This window comes from Pseudonocardia nematodicida, from assembly GCF_040105385.1.
In the GTDB taxonomy this organism is placed as follows: domain Bacteria; phylum Actinomycetota; class Actinomycetes; order Mycobacteriales; family Pseudonocardiaceae; genus Pseudonocardia; species Pseudonocardia nematodicida.
This window is the reverse complement of the sequence record NZ_JBEDNQ010000004.1, coordinates 95644-114007: the sequence shown is the minus strand read 5'-3', so window position 1 is coordinate 114007 and position 18364 is coordinate 95644. Positions and strand designations below refer to the sequence as shown.

The window sequence follows — 18364 nt, the reverse complement described above, 5'->3', positions numbered from 1 at the left end:
GAGTCGGTCCAGGTCGCCCAGCGTCCGGTCCAGCGCATCGGTGGTGCGGTCGAGGTAGTCGCCGATGCCCCGCAGCTGCTCGGCGGTACCGGCACCCGGCTCCGGGGCGGTGACGGCGGTGCGGACGAACGGCAGCACCGCGTCGCACATCCCGTCGGTCCACTCCTGCGGTGTCGGGCCGGGCGCGCCGCATCCGGCCAGCAGGGCGACACCGAGCAGCGCGCCCGCGAACGGTGCCCTCCGCATGCGTCCTCCCGCGGATCTCGGTGATCGGATCGGCGCACAGTAACCCGGATGACCACCGACGACGGCCGGCGCGATCAGCACCGAGACCAGGTTCATCACCTTGAGCAGCGGGTTGATGGCCGGGCCCGCGGTGTCCTTGAACGGGTCGCCGACGGTGTCGCCGATGATCGTGGCCTCGTGCGCGTCGGAGCCCTTGCCGCCGTGGTGGCCGTCCTCGACCAGCTTCTTGGCGTTGTCCCAGGCCCCGCCCGAGTTCGCCAGGAAGATCGCCATCAGCACGCCGCACGCGATCGCGCCGGCCAGGTAGCCGGCCAGCGGGCCGACGCCGAGACCGAACCCGACCGCGATCGGCGCGAAGATCGCCAGCAGGCCGGGGGTGGCCAGCTCGCGCAGCGAGTCCCGGGTGCAGATGTCGACCACCCGGCCGTACTCCGGGCGCTCGGTCCCGTCCATGATCCCGGGCCGGGTGCGGAACTGGCGACGCACCTCGAACACCACCGCACCGGCCGCGCGGGTCACCGCGTTGACCGCCAGGCCGGAGAACATGAACACCACCGAGGCGCCGATGATCACGCCGACCAGGGTGTTCGGGCTGAACACCTCGTAGGCGAAGGCCGTGCCGGCGTCCTCCAGTGCGATGCCGGCCTGGTTCAGCGACTGGCTGATGGCGTCGCGGTAGGAGCCGAACAGCGCGGTCGCCGCGAGCACCGCGGTCGCGATCGCGATGCCCTTGGTGATCGCCTTGGTGGTGTTCCCGACCGCGTCGAGCTCGGTGAGGATGTCGACGCCGTCGCCCTCGACGTCGCCGGACATCTCGGCGATGCCCTGCGCGTTGTCCGACACCGGGCCGAAGGTGTCCATCGCGACGATCACGCCGACCGTGGTCAGCAGGCCGGTGCCGGCGAGCGCCACCGCGAACAGCGACACGACGATCGAGCCCGACAGCAGGAACGCCCCGTACACCGCGGCGGAGATGACCAGCGCGGTGTAGACGGCGGACTCGAACCCGATCGAGATGCCGGAGAGGATCACCGTGGCCGGGCCGGTCCGGGAGGAGTCGGTGACGTCCTTGACGGGCCGGTCCTCGGTGCCGGTGTAGTAGCCGGTCAGCTTGAGGATGACCGCCGCGAGCACGATGCCGATCACGACGGCGGCCGAGGCGACCAGTCGCGGGTCGCCGGTCAGCCCCGGGACCGAGGGGTCGCCGGGGTTGAGCAGCCCGCCGAAGGTCGCGGGCAGGTACACGTAGGCCGCGATGATCGACAGGACGCCGGCGAACAGCGCGGAGAGGTAGAAGCTGCGGTTGATCGCGCGCAGCGTGTTCTCGCCCTGGCGGGCCTTGGTCAGGTACACGCCGAGGATCGCGGTGATCACGCCGATCGCCGGGACGATCAGTGGGAACAACAGGCCCTGCAGGCCGAACGCCGCGGTGCCCAGGATCAGCGCCGCGACCAGCGTGACGGCATAGGACTCGAACAGGTCCGCGGCCATGCCGGCGCAGTCGCCGACGTTGTCGCCGACGTTGTCGGCGATGGTGGCCGCGTTGCGCGGGTCGTCCTCCGGGATGCCCTGCTCGACCTTGCCGACGAGGTCGGCGCCGACGTCGGCGGCCTTGGTGAAGATGCCGCCGCCGACCCGCATGAACATCGCCAGCAGGGCCGCGCCGAAGCCGAAGCCCTCCAGTACCCGGGGGGCCTGCCCGGCGTAGACCATCACGACGACGGCGGCGCCGAGCAGGCCGAGCCCGACGGTGAGCATCCCGACGACGCCGCCGGTGCGGAACGCGATCCGGGTCGCTTTCTCCCGGCCACCCGGTTCCCGCGCCGCGGCCGCGACCCGGATGTTGGCGCGGGTGGCCAGCCACATGCCCATCCAGCCGATGAAGGCGGAGAAGGCGGCACCGATGACGAAGAAGATCGACCGGCCGATGCGCTCCCCGAGATCCTCGGCGGGGAGCGCGAACAGCAGGAAGAACACGACTACGGCGAAGACCGCGAGGGTGCGGAACTGGCGGTTGAGGTACGCCTGGGCGCCTTCCTGGACCGCACGGCCGATCTCCTGCATGGACGGGGTGCCCTCGCCGTGGGCGAGCACCTCCCGCAGCAGCAGACCGCCGACGGCCAGGGCGACGAGGGCGACCACCGCGACCACGCCGACGACGGCGACATCTCCCGCACCGAGCTCGAGGCCCTGGGCGAGGGTGGACTCGGACATCGGTCCTCCTGGTTGAGCAGGGATCGGACCAGCGACACCGGTCACGGCGGACGGCACGAAGGCGCCGTCCGGCCGACGACGGCGTCTCTGGCGTCGACTGGACCCGGGCGGCGTCCGCCGGTGACCGGGCGGGGTGCAGTCTAGAAGTGTGGCGGATCACTCAGTGCGAGAGGCGTCACATCACCCCGGTGCGCACCAGAAGTGATCAATCACACATCTTTCGATGGGTAATCCGGGAACTCCCGGATGCGTTGCGTCGCAATGGATTCGGCCGGAATGCCGATGCGGGCGGCCGGCCGGGCGCGTCGACCGGGACGCGACGCGGCCGCATTCGAACGTCTGTGCCAACCTGGTCGGTTGTGGGGCCGACCAGAGCGAGCGCGCCGGACTCCGTGCGTGCGGACGAGTCGCGGCGCGGCGTGGAGCTGCTGCGCCGGGTGCTCGCGGGCTCGGGTGCGGATCCCGGGCGGGCCGAGGGCGTGCCCGTCGATCCCGGGCCATCGGGTGCTCCCGGCCGGGGTTCCGGTGGCTCCGTTCCGGCATCGGGTCCCGCCCGCCCCGGCGCGGACACCGGGGAGCGCGGACCGGCCGTTCGCCGGCCGGACGCGCCGTGGCTCGCGCCGGAGACCGGCGGACCGGCAGCGGACGACCCGCTCCGGCACGTCGTCCGGATGCCGGCCCGCCCCGGTCGCACCGCGGAGTGGCCGGACTGGACCCCTTCCTCGGTGCGCGAGGCCCTGACCGCCCGAGGCGTCGACCGGCCGTGGGCACACCAGGCCGAGGGGGCGCAGCGGGTCCGTGACGGGGCCGACGTCGTCGTCGCGACCGGGACCGCCTCCGGGAAGTCGCTGGTCTACCAGCTCCCCGTGCTCGCCGCGCTCACCGAGGACGCCCGGGCCACCGCCCTCTACCTCTCCCCGACCAAGGCGCTCGCCGCCGACCAGCTCCGCGCCCTCGACGGCATCGCCCCCGACGGCGTGCGGCCGGCGGCCTTCGACGGCGACACCCCGATGGAGGAGCGGGACTGGGTCCGCCGGCACTGCCGCTGGATGTTCTCCAACCCGGACATGCTGCACCGGTCGCTGCTGCCGCGGCACGGCCGCTGGTCCACGTTCCTGCGCCGGCTGCGCTACGTCGTGGTCGACGAGTGCCACACCTACCGCGGCGTCTTCGGGTCGCACGTGGCGCTGCTGCTGCGCCGGCTGCTGCGGGTCGCCGCCCGCTACGGCGCGCACCCGACCGTCGTCCTGGCCTCGGCCACGGTCGCCCGGCCGGCCGAGTTCGCGTCCCGGCTCACCGGACGCGACGTCGTGGCCGTCACCGAGGACGCGTCCCCGCACGCCGGTCGCACGGTCGCGTTCTGGGAGCCGCCGCTGCTCACCGAGATCACCGGCGACAACGGCGCCCCGGTCCGGCGCTCGGCGGGGAGCGAGGCGGCCCGGATGCTCGGTGACCTGGTGCTGGAGGACGCCCGGACGCTGGCGTTCGTCCGGTCCCGCCGGGCGGCCGAGCTGACCGCGCTCGGCGCGCAGCGCCAGGTCGCCGACGTCGACCCGGCGCTGGCGAGGCGGGTCGCGTCCTACCGCGGCGGCTACCTGCCCGAGGAGCGGCGGGCGCTGGAGGCGCAGCTGATGTCGGGCGAGCTGCTGGGGGTGGCGACCACCAACGCGCTCGAGCTCGGCGTCGACATCTCCGGGCTGGACGCCGTCGTGCTGGCCGGCTTCCCCGGCACCCGGGCCTCGTTCTGGCAGCAGGCCGGGCGGGCCGGGCGGGCCGCCGACGAGGCGCTCGTCGTGCTGGTCGCGCGGGACGACCCGCTCGACACCTACCTGGTACACCACCCCGAGACCCTGGTCGGGGCGCCGGTGGAGAGCTGCGTGCTGAACCCGGTCAACCCCTACGTGCTCGCGCCGCAGCTCGCCTGCGCCGCCGCGGAGCTGCCGCTGACCGAGGCCGACGTCGACGAGGTGTTCGGCGGCGAGCCGGCCCGCGAGGTGCTCGGCGCGCTGGTGGACGAGGGCGTGCTGCGCCGCCGACCGCACGGCTGGTTCTGGCCGGAGACCGGGGAGGCGCCGGCCGCCCGGGTCGACATCCGCGGCGCGGGGCTCGGGCAGGTCGCGGTGGTCGAGGCGGGGACCGGGCGGATGCTCGGCACCGTCGACGGCGGCGCCGCGCCCGGCTCGGTCCACCCCGGCGCGGTGTACCTGCACCGCGGCGAGAGCTACGTCGTCGACGAGCTCGACCTCGACCAGGGCCTGGCGCTGGTGCACCCCGAGGAGCCGGACTGGCGGACCGAGGCGCAGTCGGTCTCGGACGTGACGGTCCGCTCCGCCGAGCACTCCCGGCAGCACGGCCCGGTGGGCGTCCACTTCGGTGAGACGACGGTGACCAGCCAGGTCGTCGGCTACCGGCGGCGGACCCCGGACGGACGGGTGCTCGACCAGACCCCGCTGGACCTCCCGGCGCAGAGCCTGGAGACCCGGTCGGTCTGGTACACGATCGACCCCGACGCGCTGGCCGCCGCCGGCATCGACGACGCCCGCCTGCCGGGCGCGCTGCACGCCGCTGAGCACGCGGCGATCGGGCTGCTGCCGCTGTTCGCGATCTGCGACCGGTGGGACATCGGCGGGCTGTCCACGGCGCTGCACCCGGACACCGGCCTGCCCACGGTGTTCGTGCACGACGGCCATCCCGGCGGCGCCGGTCTGGCGGAGCGGGGGCACGCGGTGCTCGCCCGGTGGCTCGCCGCGACCCGGGCCGCGGTGCGCGACTGCGAGTGCCGGACCGGGTGCCCGTCCTGCGTGCAGTCCCCGAAGTGCGGCAACGGCAACAACCCGCTGGACAAGGCCGGCGCGATACAGGTCCTCGACCTCGTCCTGACCGCCCTCGCTGTGGATCCGTCCAGGGGTACCTGAGCGCTGAAGTCCGCTGATCGAACTGCGCTGGTGTGCCCGTCGGCGGGGCGGGACTCGGTCACCACCGGCCCGCCTGTCGGGGGCGGAGACGGGCCGGTGGCAACCGCCGGCGACGGCGTCGGACGGGGGCGCGTGATGCGGCTCCGACGCCGTCGCTGCACTGGGGAGCGAAGCTTCCGGCGGTCCGGGACGGGCCGGACCCTGCCCGCCGCGGATGACTCCCAGTAGGCACCGGATCCGGCTCCGTGACCAGAGATCCGGGCGCCGACGTCGCCGATCGGTCCGGCGGCGACGACGAGAAGCCGTCGCGCCGCACCTCTCGCCGCGACGCGCCGAGACCACCGCGTGTCGCGTCGTTCTCCCTCCGTTCATCCGGGGCGGTGGACCGCTGGGCGAGTTCTTCGCCCCGCTGCCGGAGATGTCACGATCGTGTCCGGTAATGGCCTCGCCATTCGTCGCACGACCTCGGCGACGAGTACGGGGCCCGCTCCTTCGGGCCTTCCACTCCCGGGTTCCGCCCGGCCCGCTGTAGACACCGCTGTTCGGGGGCCTGCCGGATCCGTCGTGATCGTGGTCGGCATCGCTGATCCTCATGACGCCCGAGGATCGCCGTCCGGCGCAGCCGGTCCGGCGCGCGCTCGCGCGGTGGCGGGTGCCCGGACCGGGAGCAGCCCCGTCCACGGCACCTCGGTCTCGACCAGCGCGTCCCATCCGTCGAGTTCGCAGCTGACGACCACGGCGCCGTTGCGGTCGGCGATCTCGGCGGCGAGCGCACAGGCGCTGTCGGCGCCGTCCACCGACCGGGTCGCGGCGGCCAGGGCGGAGAGGTCCGCCGCGGCCGCGGCGACATGCCGTGCGCGGACGGCAGCGGCGAGGTCGACGCCGACGGTGGCGACGAGCAGCAGCACCGCGGCGGCGGTCGCCGCCCAGACGGAGGCGACACCGGAGTCGTCGGTGAGGCGGCGGCCTGTCACGGCGGTGCCGGCGATCCGGAGCGGGCGGCCGGGCCGGCCGAATGACCGGCGACGGCCGGATCCGGCGCCTCCGGCTCGTTCCCAGGGTGGCGCGGGGCGGCCTCGTTCCCACGGTGGCGCGGGTCGGCCTCGTTCCCCGGGTGGATCGGGTCGGCGAGGTCGGTCGGCGCGACATCCGGCTCGGCCGGATCCGGCCCGAGGCCGTCCGGCTCGACGTAGCCGGAACCGGGCGGGGTCGTTGTCTCCGCGGCCAGGCCGGGCTCGGCGACCGCGACGGCGCTGCCGCCGATCGCGACCGGCAGCAGCCCGACCGGCCGGACCCGGACGGTCGCGACGACGGTGTCGCCGTCGAGCCGCAGTTCGGTCTCGGCGCCGGTCGGAGCCAGCGCCGCCGCGGCCGCCCGGCCGGTGTCGGCGTCGCCGCGTGCGGCCTGGCGGGCCAGCTCGCGGGCGGCGTCGGTGCAGCGGACCCCGGCGGCGACCGCGGCGACGGCCGCGATCGCTGCCGCGGTGACCAGCACCAGCGTCCCGAGCGCCATCGCCGCCTCGACGGTGACCGCGCCCGCGTCGCCGGTGCCGGGGCCCGGACCGGGGTCAGAACGTCGTCGACAGGGCACGTTGCACGATCCCGGTCAGGGCGGCCAGCACGTCGTTGCCGCTGACGATCGCGTAGAGCAGGGCCGCGAACGCCGCGGCGGCCACGGTGCCCACAGCGTATTCAACCGTCGACATGCCGTCGTCGTCGCAGGTCAGAGCGGTCAGTCGAGCGCGCAGGACGGAGCGGGTGGAACTCATGGCGTTCTCCTTCGTCGGGGGCCCGCGGTCCGCGGGCCCGGATGCCGCCCGGTGCTCACCACCGGGCGAACGCCTCCCCGGCCAGCCCGATCACGACCGGCACGATGCCGAGGACCAGGAAGGCGGGCAGGAAACAGAGCCCCAGCGGGGCGGTGATGCGCACGGCCGCACGCTGGGCGCGCTCCTCGGCGCGGTCGGTGAGCCCGGCACGGAGCCGGGCCGCCTCGGCGGCCGCGGCCCGGCCCAGCGCGGCACCGGTGCTCGCCGAGCGCCCGGCGGCCCGGGCGAAGCCGGCGAGCTCGGGGGTCGCGGCCGCGGCGGACCAGGCGTCGCCGGCGTCGGCGCCGAGCGCGAGCAGGCCCGACACCCGGCGCAGCGTCGTCCCGGACTCGCCGGGAAGCCGGCGCGCTGCCGCCGCGACGGCGTCGGGCACCGTGAGCCCGGCGGTCAGGCAGGTCGCGAGCAGGTCCCACGCCGCGGCGAGGTCGGCGTCGGCCGGTGGCGGCGATCCGGCCGCCGCCCGCCGGGCGAGGACCAGTGCTCCGGCTCCGGCTCCGGCCCCGACGACCGCTCCCGGCACACCCGCGACCGCACCCCCGAGCACCGCCCCGGCCGGGACGAGCGCCGCCAGTACCGCGGTGCGGGGCGGTCCGGGCGCCGGTCCGGCCGGAGGTCCGGACAACACCCGGAGACGTCCGGCGGCGGGCCGCGCGCCGCCGAGCAGCAGGGCCGCGGCGAGCAGCCCCAGCGCCGCCGCGGTCACGACAGCCCCCCGCTCACGCCGGTACCGCTCACGACAGCACCGTTCACGACAGCACCGTTCACGACAGCACCGTTCACGACAGCACCGTTCACGACAGCACCGTTCACGACAGCACCGTTCACGACAGCCTCGCTCATGACGGCACCGCGCTGCGCAGGATCCGGTCTGTCCACAGTGCACCCGCTGCGGTGAGGAGCACTCCGCACACCAGCAGGGCCGGACCGTGCCAACCGGTCCGCAGGACGCCCAGCGGCGCGATCCCCATCAGCTGACCGAGCCCGATCCCGGCCAGCGGCAGCGCCGTCAGGACCGACGCCGTGGCGCGCGGACCGGCGAGCTGGGCGCGGACTCGTGCGCCGTGGCCGAGCCGCCACCGGAGGTCGTCGAGCACTCCGGCGAGCAGGTCGGCCAGGGGCGCGCCGTGCCGGTCCGCGAGCTCCCACGCCGCCGCGACGCGGTTGAGGTCGCGCGCCACCGGGTCCGCACCGGCCCGGACCCGGCGTGCGCCGGCCCGGCGCAGAGCCTCCGGTACCGGCTCACCGGTGTGGACCGCCGTCGCCGCGGGTTCGAGCAGCGCGCGGGCGAGCGGGCCGTCGTGCACGGTGCCGGCCAGCGCCGCGGCGGGATGGGCCCCGGTGCGCAGCTCGTCGGTGATCCGCGCGAGCGCGTCGGCGAGTTCGGTCCCGGTCTCGCCGGCCCGGCGCTCGTCCGCCCGGCCGGCGAGCCGCCGCCGGACCACCCATGTCGCGCCGGCCCCGCAGAGCGCGCCGGCCGGTCCGAGCAGCAGCAGCCCCGTGGCGGGGACGAGAACGTAGAGCACGGCGGGGAGCGGGAGCCGGTGTGTGCGGCGCCGGCCGCCCGGTGCGCCGAGACCGCGGAGCCGTTGCCGGCCGGTGCGGCCCGGCAGGCCGAGGACGGCGACGGCGAGCAGGAGCAGCGCGACCGCGGCGCTCGGCGGAGCGGACAGTGCCGGCACTGTCGTCAGCACGGTGCACCCACCCCGCGCTCGCGCAGCAGATCGAGCAGGTGCTCCCGCCCGGGGCCCGCCCCGGCGTCCCGGGTCCAGGCCGGCTCGACCCGCGGGCTGCCGTCGCCGTCGCGGCACAGCACCCCGATGGCCTCGAGCACCCGGCCCGCGCCCGGCCGGCGACCCATCTGCAGCACGACCTGCACCGCCGCGGCCAGCTGCCCGTCGAGGGCGGACGGCGACATGCCGCCCAGGCCGGCGAGCGCCCGCATCCGGGCCGGGATCTCCCGTACCGAGTTGGCGTGCACGGTGCATGCCCCGCCGTCGTGCCCGGTGTTCATCGCGGCGAGCAGGTCGCAGACCTCCGCGCCCCGCACCTCGCCGACCACCAGGCGGTCCGGCCGCATCCGCAGCGCCTGCCGGACGAGCTCGCGCAGCGGGACCCCTCCGGCACCCTCGATGTTCGGTGGGCGGGCGACCAGCCGTACGACGTGCGGGTGGCGCGGCCGCAGTTCCTCGGCGTCCTCCACGGTGATCAGCCGCTCGCCCGGGTCGGCGGCGCCGAGCAGGGCGTTGAGCAGAGTCGTCTTGCCGCTGCCGGTGCCGCCGGAGACCAGTACCGCGAGCCGGGCGGCGACGACCGCGCGGAGCAGGGCCTCACCGGTGGCGTCCAGGGTTCCGGAGCGGCGCAGCGCCGCGAGGTCGTGGTGGGCGGGCCGCAGGACCCGCAGCGAGATCGCCGTCCCGGCGGCGGAGACCGGGGGCAGCACCGCGTGCAGCCGCACTCCGGCGTCGGCGAGCCAGCCGTCGACGCACGGGCTGGCGTCGTCGAGCCGCCGGCCGGCCGCCAGCGCGAGCCGCTGGGCGAGGCGGCGTACCGCGGCCTCGTCGGGGAAGGCGACGTCGCAGCGCTGCGGGCCCGCGCCGCGGTCGACCCACACCGCGTCCGGGGCGGTGACCAGCACGTCGGTGGTGGCCGGGTCGCGCAGCAGCGCGTCCAGCGGGCCGGCGCCGGCGAACTCCTGGCGCAAAGTCCGCAGTGCGGCGAGCACGTCCAGGTCGGAGGCGACGCCACCGGACTCGGCCCGCACCGCGGCCGCGACGGCGGCCGGGCCCGTCTCGCCACCGGAGTCGGCGAGGCGGGAGCGCACCCGCTCGACCAGCGGGTTCACGACGCGACCCGGGACGGCTGCTCGTCGGCCGGGCGGAGCCGGGCGTGCACCGCGCGTGCCGCGGTGGCCAGCGGCCCGCGCCCGGAGCCGGGGGTCCGTCCGCGCTCCATGGCGCCGGCCAGGTCCCGCTCGGAGCGCATCGCGTGCAGCAGCGGCAGGCCCAGCGAGCCGGCGACCTGGTCGGGTGTGATGCCGCCGGGGGAGGGGCCGCGCACCACCAGCTCGACCACGCGGGCGTGCTCGGCGAGGACGTCGCAGACCCGGCCGGCCGCGGCGCAGGCCCGCAGCCGGGCCGGGACGGCGAGCACGGTCAGGTCCGCCGCGCCGAGCACGGCCAGCGCGGCGTCGGTGGGGAAGCGCGGGATGTCGCAGACGACGGTCCCGCCGGCGCGGCGGCCGGCGTCGATCACCGCGGCGACCGCGGTCGGGTCCGGGCCGTGCGGCGACCGCGCGCAGGACAGCACCGACAGCGCGGTGCGGCCGGAGACCGCGCGCGGCAGTGCGGCGTGCAGCGACGCGGCCTGCACCCGGCCGTCGCCGACCGAGAGCTCCGGCCAGCGCAGTCCCTCGGCCCGTTCCAGGCCCAGGAGCAGGTCGAGCCCGCCACCGAGGGGGTCGCAGTCGACCAGCAAGGCCTCGGCGCCGTCTCGCGCCGCCGCCACCGCGACCGCGGTCGCGAGCACGGAGGCCCCGGCGCCGCCGCAGCCGCCGACGACGGCGAGCACCCGCCCCGCACGCCCGCCGGCCAGCGCCCGCTCACGGGCGTCGGCGAGCATCCCGGTGAGCGCCGCCTCGCCGCGGGGCAGCTCCACCACCCGGTCCGCGCCGAGTGCCACGGCCGCCCGCCAGTCCTCGGCCACCGGCTCGCCGGGCACCGCGATGATCACCGCGTCCCGGCGCGGGAAGCCGGCCCGCAGGCAGCGCTGCGCGCCGGACCGGTCGAGGAGCACCGCCGCGGCGCGGGACCAGCCCCGCCGCGCGTCGGCGGCGTCGACCGCGCACTGGGCCTCGGTGTCGGCCGCCGCCGCGAGCCGCAACAGCGCGTCCAGCACGTCCGGGTCGTCGGCCACGATCAGGCAGCGCCGGTCCATCGCGAGTCCCCTCCCGCCGTGGCCCGCCGGTGCGGGCTCCTGTGACTGAGAGTGCGGCCGGACCGGGGCTTCGGGCGGGCGAGTTGCGGTCCTGTGGATGGATCGCGGTCGGAGGCCCGGGCTGTGGACGGACGGCGGCCCGACGCCCCGGGATGTCGGTCCGGGGTGCGACGCTCGGGCGGGGACGCCCACGAGGACTCCGTGGATCCCGGGCGGGACCGGCTGCGGGTGGGCGGCGGATGACGGAACCGGCCGGGCACGAGGACGGCCCCCGCCAGGGGGGATTGGCGGGGGCCGTCGGTCGGTTCAGCCCCGGGGGGTCGAGCTGAACCCGCTCGGACGCAGTCCGAGCTCACACAACTGTAGCTGTAATGGCGCCATCACGCCCATACCTCGCCCGTGGCCTGCGCCGACCGGTTCGGGCCGGGGCGTGGCCGCGGCGTCCCGGACGGGTGGCCGCGGGCCCGACCGGTGACCGCGTCCGGGCGACCGGTCGTGCTGGAACGGTTACCCGGTGCAGCGACGCGGCCGTCGTGCATGATCGTCGGATCACGCCGGAACCGGAGCCGGACCGGGCGTCGTCGCGGGCGTCGGGCCGCCGGGTCCGGCAGGGTGGACGCCGTGTCCGACGCGCGCACCGCCTCCCGTCCCGCTCCCGCCCGTCCCGGCGCCGCGCCGCCGCTGGGCGCCGGCCCGCAGGCCGTGTTCCTGGACCTGGACAACACGATCATCGCCGGGTCCAGCGCGCTGGCGTTCGCCCGGCCGTTCGCCCGGCACGGGCTGATCGACCGCGCCACCGTCGTCCGCGGCGCCTGGGCGCAGCTGCTCCTGGTGCTCTCCGGTGCCGACGCGTCCACGATGGACACCCTCCGCCGGAGGATGACCCTGCTCTGCCAGGGGTGGGAGGTGGACCGGGTCCGGGCGATCGTCGCGGAGACGTTGCAGGAGGTCATCGGCCCGCTGGTCTACCCGGAGGCGGTCCGGCTGATCGCGCGGCACCGCGAGCAGGGGGCCGGGATCATCCTGCTGTCGGCGTCCGGGCACGAGGTCGTCGAGCCCATCGCCGAGCTGATCGGTGCCGACCGGTTCCGCGCGACGACGATGAGCATCCGGGACGGCCGCTACGCCGGCGACATCGCCTTCTACTGCTACGGCGAGGGGAAGGCGGAGGCGGCCCGGGAGATCGCCGCGGAGACCGGTCTGGACCTGGACCGGTGCGCCGCCTACTCCGACTCGATCACCGACCTGCCGCTGCTGGAGGCCGTCGGGCTGCCGGCGGTCGTCAACCCGGACCGGGAACTGCGCGTGGTCGCCCGGGAGCGCGGCTGGCCGGTCCTCGCCTTCGTCCGTGCGCACTCGCGGCGGGACCGGCTCTTCCGGCTCCGTGACCGCCTGTCCGACCGGCTCGCGGGGCGGGACGGCGGACCGGACGCCGACGCGAGCGTGGGCCCGGCCGGGTCGACCGGGGGGACCGGCGACGGCGACCGCCCGGCCGGATCGGTCGCCGCGCCCGTCGGGCGGTCGGTCGCGCTCGCCGCCACCGGGGCACTGGCGCTCGGCGCCGGCGTCGTGTTCGCCCGGCGACGGGCCGGTCGCGGCTGCTGACCGGACCGCCGCAGAGCACGACCAGGGCGGACCGGAACCGACCCGGGCGGACCGAGCCCGACCTGGACCGGTGCCGAGGGTGACCCGGACGGCCGCATCGCTCGTCACACACCGCTGCTGAACCGGTGCACCTGTCAGTGAGGGTTGCCTCCGTCACACTCCTGGGGCTAGGAAGGACCTCGCGGATCCCGGTCTGGCCAGAGGCGGTTCGGAGGAGAAGAGCCCGTCTCCCCGGCCCGGGCGCCGTACGCGAGAGCCGGGCACTCCACGCCGAGCACGCCGCGGGAGGCATGTCGTCGTGGGCCTGCGTACCGGGACGCCGGGCGCCGAGGCCAGTACACGACACGTAGTGCACGAACGGATCCCCGGGACATCGCGTCGAGCCGGGCGGGGCCCTACGGGGTGCCGCCCGGCTCTTGCGTGTGCCCTGGGACGGGGTCAGGCGGTGTGCGCGGCGGCGATCGACAGCCCTTCGCGGGACCCGGCCTCCCACTCGGTGCAGGTGTGCGTGATCCACCGGGCGAGCCCCTCGGGCGTCCCGGACGCGAACGCCTCCGCCGCCTCCCGGTAGCCGGCCGCCCGGCGCAGGAAGCCGACCTCGGGCACCGACAGCCCCCGCGGGTCCAGACCCGACGACATCGCCGTCAGCCGGGCGGCGGCGCGGGCGACGACGCCGTCCGCGGTCCCGAACGGCCGCAGCGTCAGCAGCTCACCGTGCACCACTGCCACGAGCACCGGCGCCGGTACCGAGCTGCGGCCACCGAGCAGGTCTCCCAGCAACGACAGCCGTGACGCCACGCCCTCCCGGGGACGTCCCAGCCGCGCTTCGTGGGAGGAGACCGGGACCAGGTCGGTCGCCGCGAGCACGTGCAGCCGGGCCAGGCCCTGCAGCGGGGCACGGGACCAGGTCTCGAGCAGCTTCGCCCGCTCGTCGGCGATCCGGACCGCACCGGCCAGCACCGGGTCCGCGACGTGGTCGGCGGTCGCCGGCGCCAGTGGTGCGCCGTCGAGAGCCGCGGACGCCCGGGCCGCGCGCAGTGCCGCCTCGGCCGCCGTCGCGGGCCAGCCGCGGCGGTTCACCGGCTGGTTGTGCACCTCGGTGGCGGCGTCCCGGGCCCGGGCCACCGCCTCGGCGACACCCGGCAGCGCGGCGAGCGGGGCGAGCGGGTCGTCGGTGGGGACGGTGGCCATGCCCTCCATCGTCGCAACCCGTCGATGATCGGCTCCGCCGTGCCCGGACCGTCCGTCGGCCGTCGATCGACCGTCCGTCCACCGCCGGTCGTTGCACTCGGCGACGGACCCGGCCGCCGTCGTCGTCCCGAATGCCCGCTCACCTGCGCGAACGGGCCGATCCGGGAGATCCACCGGCGGGCGACCTCTCCCGTCAGACGGTGCGCGGGGCGATCGGAATCACTAGCGTCGCCCCACACACGTGTGCGCACACCGAGTGCGCCACCGGGGCCGGGTTCCGGCCCGTTTGCACCCGTCGCGTCGAGGAGGACACGAGGACATGGCCGAGTCCGAGAAGAGCAGCGCCCTGAGCGCACTGTCCACCGAGAGCCGGTCGTTCCCGCCGTCGGAGGAGTTCGCGGCGCAGGCCAACGCGGGAGCCGACGCCTACGAGCGTGCCGACGCCGACCGCGACGGCTTCTGGGCCGAGCAGGCGGACCGTCTCCATTGGACGAAGAGGTGGGACACCGTCCTCGAGTGGGAGGCCCCGTTCGCCAAGTGGTTCGTCGGCGGCGAGCTCAACGTCGCCTACAACTGCGCCGACCGGCACGTCGAGGCCGGCAACGGTGACCGGGTCGCGATCCACTGGGAGGGTGAGCCCGGCGACTCCCGCACGATCACCTACGCCGACCTGCAGCGCGAGGTCTCCAAGACCGCGAACGCGCTCACCGAGCTGGGCGTCGGCAAGGGCGACCGGGTCGCGATCCAGCTGCCGATGATCCCCGAGGCGGTCTTCTCCATGCTGGCCTGCGCCCGGCTGGGCGCGCTGCACAGCGTGGTGTTCGGCGGGTTCTCGCCGGGCGCGCTGAAGGCCCGGATCGAGGACGCCGAGGCGAAGGTCCTGATCACCAGCGACGGCCAGTACCGGCGCGGCAAGCCCGCGCCGATGAAGGAGAACACCGACGAGGCCGTCGCGGGCACGACGATCGAGAAGGTCCTCGTCGTCAAGCGCACCGAGACCGACGTGCCGTGGACCGAGGGTCGCGACGTCTGGTGGCACGACGCCGTCGACTCCGCGTCCGAGACGCACACCCCGGAGTCGTTCGACTCCGAGCACCCGCTGTTCATCCTCTACACCTCGGGCACCACCGGGAAGCCGAAGGGCATCCTGCACACCTCCGGTGGCTACCTGACCCAGTCCGCCTACACCCACCACGTGGTCTTCGACCACAAGCCCGGCGAGAGCGTCTACTGGTGCACCGCCGACGTCGGCTGGGTCACCGGGCACACCTACATCGTCTACGGGCCGCTGGCCAACGGCGCCACGCAGGTGATGTACGAAGGCACGCCGAACACCCCGCACGAGGGCCGGCACTGGGAGATCGTCGACAAGTACGGCGTCACGATCTACTACACCGCGCCCACGCTGATCCGGACGTTCATGAAGTGGGGCGAGGACATCCCCGCCAAGTACGACCTGTCCTCGCTCAAGGTCCTCGGCACGGTCGGCGAGCCGATCAACCCCGAGGCCTGGATGTGGTTCCGGGAGAAGATCGGCAAGGAGAACTGCCCGATCGTCGACACCTGGTGGCAGACCGAGACCGGCTCGCAGATGATCGCCCCGCTGCCGGGCGTCACGGCGGCCAAGCCCGGCTCGGCGATGGGCCCGCTGCCCGGGATCTCGGCCGTCGTGGTCGACGACTCCGGCACCCCGGTCGGCAACGGCGAGGGCGGCTACCTGGTGCTCGACAAGCCGTGGCCGTCGATGCTGCGCGGCATCTGGGGCGACAACGAGCGCTACCGCGACACCTACTGGTCCCGGTTCGCCGAGCAGGGCTACTACTTCGCCGGTGACGGCGCGAAGTACGACGACGACGGCGCGATCTGGCTGCTCGGCCGGGTCGACGACGTCATGAACGTCTCCGGCCACCGGATCTCCACCACCGAGGTGGAGTCGGCGCTGGTCAGCCACCCGACGGTGGCCGAGGCGGCGGTCGTCGGCGCGTCGGACGAGACGACCGGGCAGGGCATCGTGGCGTTCGTGATCCTGCGCGGGTCGGCGGCCGGCGACGAGTCGAAGGGCGAGGAGGCGATCAAGGCGCTGCGCGACCACGTCTCCAAGGAGATCGGGCCGATCGCCAAGCCGCGCCAGATCATGGTCGTCGAGGAGCTGCCGAAGACCCGGTCCGGGAAGATCATGCGACGGCTGCTGCGCGACGTCGCGGAGAACCGCGAGGTCGGCGACGTCTCGACGCTGGCCGACTCGTCGGTGATGGACATGATCTCCTCCGGGATGCAGGACTCCAAGGAGGACTGACCACCGGACCCCGGTCCACGCGCCCCACGCCGGGGCCGGGGCCGGGGGCTCGGGCTCGGGGACGTACGCCCGGGGCTGGGAGCATGGCCCCGTGGACGGCGACGGCGTGCGGGTGCGGCGGGGCTTCGTCGTACCCGGGCGCGAACTGCGCTGGCGGTTCTCCCGCGCCTCCGGCCCGGGCGGGCAGGGCGTCAACACCACCGACTCCCGGGTCGAGCTGTCGTTCGACGTCGCCGGCTCGCCCAGCGTCCCCGAGACCCTGCGCGAACGGGCGCTGGGACGGCTGCGCGGCCGGCTCGTCGACGGCGTCCTGACGATCACCGCGGCCGAGCACCGCAGCCAGCTCCGCAACCGGGAGGCCGCCCGGGACCGGCTGGCGTCGGTGCTGGCCGAGGCGACCGCGGCGGGCCCGCCGACCCGCCGTCCCACCCGCCCGACGGCCGGGTCGCGGCGGCGCCGGCTGGACGCCAAGACCCGGCGCGGTCAGATCAAGAAACTGCGCGGCCGCCCGGACGAGTGAGTGGTTGTCCCCGGCGTGGCGTAGCCGAGCGGGCCCGAACACCCCGTGGCACGATGGCGGCTCACCGATCGACGGCCGTCCGGGGGACACGACCCTCAGGCGCCAGGGCGCAGGAGGAATGACGGTGGCCAGCAACAGCCAGTCCGGCGACGCGGAGGTCCCGCCGGTCCTTCCCTCGATCCCGCTCACGCCGGAGCCGGGCCCGCGCGACGCCTCTCTCGGCGCTCTCGCGAAGGACGTCACCACCCACCTGTCCACTCTGGTCCGGTCCGAGGTGGAGCTCGCGAAGGCCGAGGTCACGGCCGAGGTGAAGAAGGGCGTGCAGGGCAGCGTCTTCTTCGTGATCGCCGCGGTGATCGGGCTGTTCAGCCTGTTCTACCTCTTCTTCTTCATCGCCGAGCTGCTCGCGGTGTGGCTGGACCGGTGGGCCGCCTTCGGCATCACCTTCCTGATCATGCTGATCGCGGCCGGAGTGTTCGGACTGCTCGGCTACCTGCGGGTCCGCAAGATCCGCAAGCCGGAGCGGACCATCGACTCGCTCAAGGACTCCGCGCAGGTGCTGTCCCAGCGCGGCCGCTCGGGCAACGACGGCAACGTGCGTGAGCTGACCGACCGCCCGTCCGGGCGGCACGCCGCCGCCGGCTGACCTACCCCAGCGGGGAGCCGAGTGGGCGGGCCGGTCGACCCGGCGCTGGTCCGGGTACCCGGACCGTGGACGCACCGGGCGGTCTCGGCCAACGGCATCCGGATCCATGTCGTCGAAGCAGGGCCTCCCGACGGTCCGCTCGTGGTGCTGCTGCACGGCTTCCCGGAGTTCTGGTGGACCTGGCGTCATCAGCTGCCGGCACTGGCCGGTGCCGGGTTCCGGGTCGTCGCCCCGGACCTGCGCGGCTACGGCGACACCGACAAGCCGCCCCGCGGCTACGACCTGTGGACGCTCGCCGGTGACTGCGCCGGTCTGATCCGCGCCCTCGGTGAACGCCGCGCGCACCTCGTCGGGCACGACTGGGGCGCGGTCATCGGCTGGAGCGTCGCCGCCCTCCAGCCGCGCCTGGTCCGGTCGTTGTCCGGGCTCGGCGCCCCGCACCCGCTCGCCTACCGCGCGGCGGTGCTCCGTGACCCGCTCGGCCAGGGCCGCGCCGGCCGGTACGCCGCCGGGTTCCAGCTCCCGCGGCTGCCCGAGCGTTCCCTGCGTGCCGACGCCGGTGCCCGCGTCGAGCGGATCCTGCGGACCTGGGCCGGACCGCACTGGCCGTCCACACCGGACTTCACCGATGCGGCGGCGCGGTACCGCGGGGCGATCCGGATCTCCACGGTGGCGCACTGCGCGTGCGAGTACTACCGGTGGACGCTGCGGTCGCAGGTCCGCTCCGACGGCCGGAGCTTCGCCCGCGCCGTCGCCGGGCCGGTCGGGGTCCCGGTGCTGCAGGTGCACGGCGCCGACGACCCCTGCGTGCTGGAGGCGACGATGCGGCGCTCGGCCGCCTTCGCCGCCGCGGGTCTGGTCCACCACGCACTGCCGGGCAGTGGACACTTCCCGCACGAGGAGGAACCCGCCCTGGTCACGTCCCTGATCCGGGCGCATCTCGACGCCGCGGGATGAGCCGGGTCCCCG

General features: G+C 75.4%; 15 protein-coding genes and 1 pseudogene. 6 read left to right on the top strand and 10 right to left on the bottom strand.

The window, feature by feature from the left end; translation table 11 throughout:
* Window positions 1-303 precede the first annotated feature (303 nt).
* Window positions 304-2460: pseudogene (locus WIS52_RS10960) on the bottom strand (sodium-translocating pyrophosphatase); the annotation flags it as partial.
* A 392-nt stretch (window positions 2461-2852) separates the two neighbouring features.
* Here WIS52_RS10960 and WIS52_RS10955 point away from each other — a divergent pair.
* Window positions 2853-5375: a DEAD/DEAH box helicase gene (locus WIS52_RS10955; protein WP_349298071.1), complete on the top strand. Its 2523-nt coding sequence runs from the start codon at window positions 2853-2855 to the stop codon at window positions 5373-5375.
* A gap of 590 nt (window positions 5376-5965) precedes the next feature.
* On the opposite strand, the gene WIS52_RS10950 is transcribed toward WIS52_RS10955, so the two are convergent.
* Genes WIS52_RS10950 through ssd form a run of 8 tightly spaced genes read right to left on the bottom strand, consistent with a single transcriptional unit; the run spans window position 5966 to window position 11137 of the window.
* Window positions 5966-6349: an Rv3654c family TadE-like protein gene (locus tag WIS52_RS10950; RefSeq protein ID WP_349298070.1), complete on the bottom strand. Its 384-nt coding sequence runs from the start codon at window positions 6347-6349 to the stop codon at window positions 5966-5968.
* A complete protein-coding gene (locus tag WIS52_RS10945; protein WP_349298069.1) occupies window positions 6346-6966 on the bottom strand; it encodes a TadE family type IV pilus minor pilin in 621 nt (206 codons plus the stop codon). Before WIS52_RS10945 ends, WIS52_RS10950 begins: the two co-directional genes overlap by 4 nt.
* Window positions 6944-7144, bottom strand: coding sequence for a DUF4244 domain-containing protein (locus tag WIS52_RS10940; RefSeq protein ID WP_349298068.1), 201 nt, complete (start codon window positions 7142-7144; stop codon window positions 6944-6946). Before WIS52_RS10940 ends, WIS52_RS10945 begins: the two co-directional genes overlap by 23 nt.
* A gap of 55 nt (window positions 7145-7199) precedes the next feature.
* A complete protein-coding gene (locus WIS52_RS10935) occupies window positions 7200-7907 on the bottom strand; it encodes a type II secretion system F family protein (protein WP_349298067.1) in 708 nt (235 codons plus the stop codon).
* Window positions 7904-8044: a hypothetical protein gene (locus WIS52_RS10930; protein WP_349298066.1), complete on the bottom strand. Its 141-nt coding sequence runs from the start codon at window positions 8042-8044 to the stop codon at window positions 7904-7906. The genes WIS52_RS10935 and WIS52_RS10930 overlap by 4 nt, the downstream gene beginning before the upstream one ends.
* Window positions 8041-8895, bottom strand: coding sequence for a type II secretion system F family protein (locus WIS52_RS10925; RefSeq protein ID WP_349298065.1), 855 nt, complete (start codon window positions 8893-8895; stop codon window positions 8041-8043). The genes WIS52_RS10930 and WIS52_RS10925 overlap by 4 nt, the downstream gene beginning before the upstream one ends.
* On the bottom strand, window positions 8889-10046 hold the full coding sequence (locus WIS52_RS10920) for a TadA family conjugal transfer-associated ATPase (RefSeq protein WP_349298064.1): 1158 nt from the start codon (window positions 10044-10046) through the stop codon (window positions 8889-8891). The genes WIS52_RS10925 and WIS52_RS10920 overlap by 7 nt, the downstream gene beginning before the upstream one ends.
* Entirely contained in the window at window positions 10043-11137 is a 1095-nt protein-coding gene (ssd, locus tag WIS52_RS10915) for a septum site-determining protein Ssd (RefSeq protein ID WP_349298063.1), read from the bottom strand. Before ssd ends, WIS52_RS10920 begins: the two co-directional genes overlap by 4 nt.
* 621 nt (window positions 11138-11758) lie before the next feature.
* Between ssd and WIS52_RS10910 the strand changes: the two genes are divergently transcribed.
* Window positions 11759-12742: an HAD family hydrolase gene (locus WIS52_RS10910; protein WP_349298062.1), complete on the top strand. Its 984-nt coding sequence runs from the start codon at window positions 11759-11761 to the stop codon at window positions 12740-12742.
* Between the two features lie 438 nt (window positions 12743-13180).
* Here WIS52_RS10910 and WIS52_RS10905 read toward each other — a convergent pair whose 3' ends face one another.
* The gene (locus WIS52_RS10905) at window positions 13181-13933 is read right to left on the bottom strand and encodes an oxidoreductase (RefSeq protein WP_349298061.1); all 753 of its coding nucleotides are present in this window, start codon (window positions 13931-13933) and stop codon (window positions 13181-13183) included.
* A gap of 319 nt (window positions 13934-14252) precedes the next feature.
* Between WIS52_RS10905 and acs the strand changes: the two genes are divergently transcribed.
* The 4 genes from acs to WIS52_RS10885 all read left to right on the top strand — a co-directional run bounded on the left by acs (window position 14253) and on the right by WIS52_RS10885 (window position 18352).
* Window positions 14253-16229, top strand: coding sequence for an acetate--CoA ligase (gene acs / locus WIS52_RS10900; RefSeq protein ID WP_349298060.1), 1977 nt, complete (start codon window positions 14253-14255; stop codon window positions 16227-16229).
* Between the two features lie 91 nt (window positions 16230-16320).
* Window positions 16321-16749 carry an alternative ribosome rescue aminoacyl-tRNA hydrolase ArfB gene (arfB, locus tag WIS52_RS10895; RefSeq protein WP_349298059.1) on the top strand — a complete coding sequence of 143 codons (429 nt, stop codon included), beginning with the start codon at window positions 16321-16323 and terminating at the stop codon, window positions 16747-16749.
* A 118-nt stretch (window positions 16750-16867) separates the two neighbouring features.
* Window positions 16868-17395, top strand: a complete 528-nt coding sequence (locus tag WIS52_RS10890) for a phage holin family protein (RefSeq protein WP_349298058.1) — start codon at window positions 16868-16870, stop codon at window positions 17393-17395.
* A gap of 21 nt (window positions 17396-17416) precedes the next feature.
* A complete protein-coding gene (locus tag WIS52_RS10885; protein ID WP_349298057.1) occupies window positions 17417-18352 on the top strand; it encodes an alpha/beta fold hydrolase in 936 nt (311 codons plus the stop codon).
* The last annotated feature ends 12 nt before the right edge of the window (window positions 18353-18364 follow it).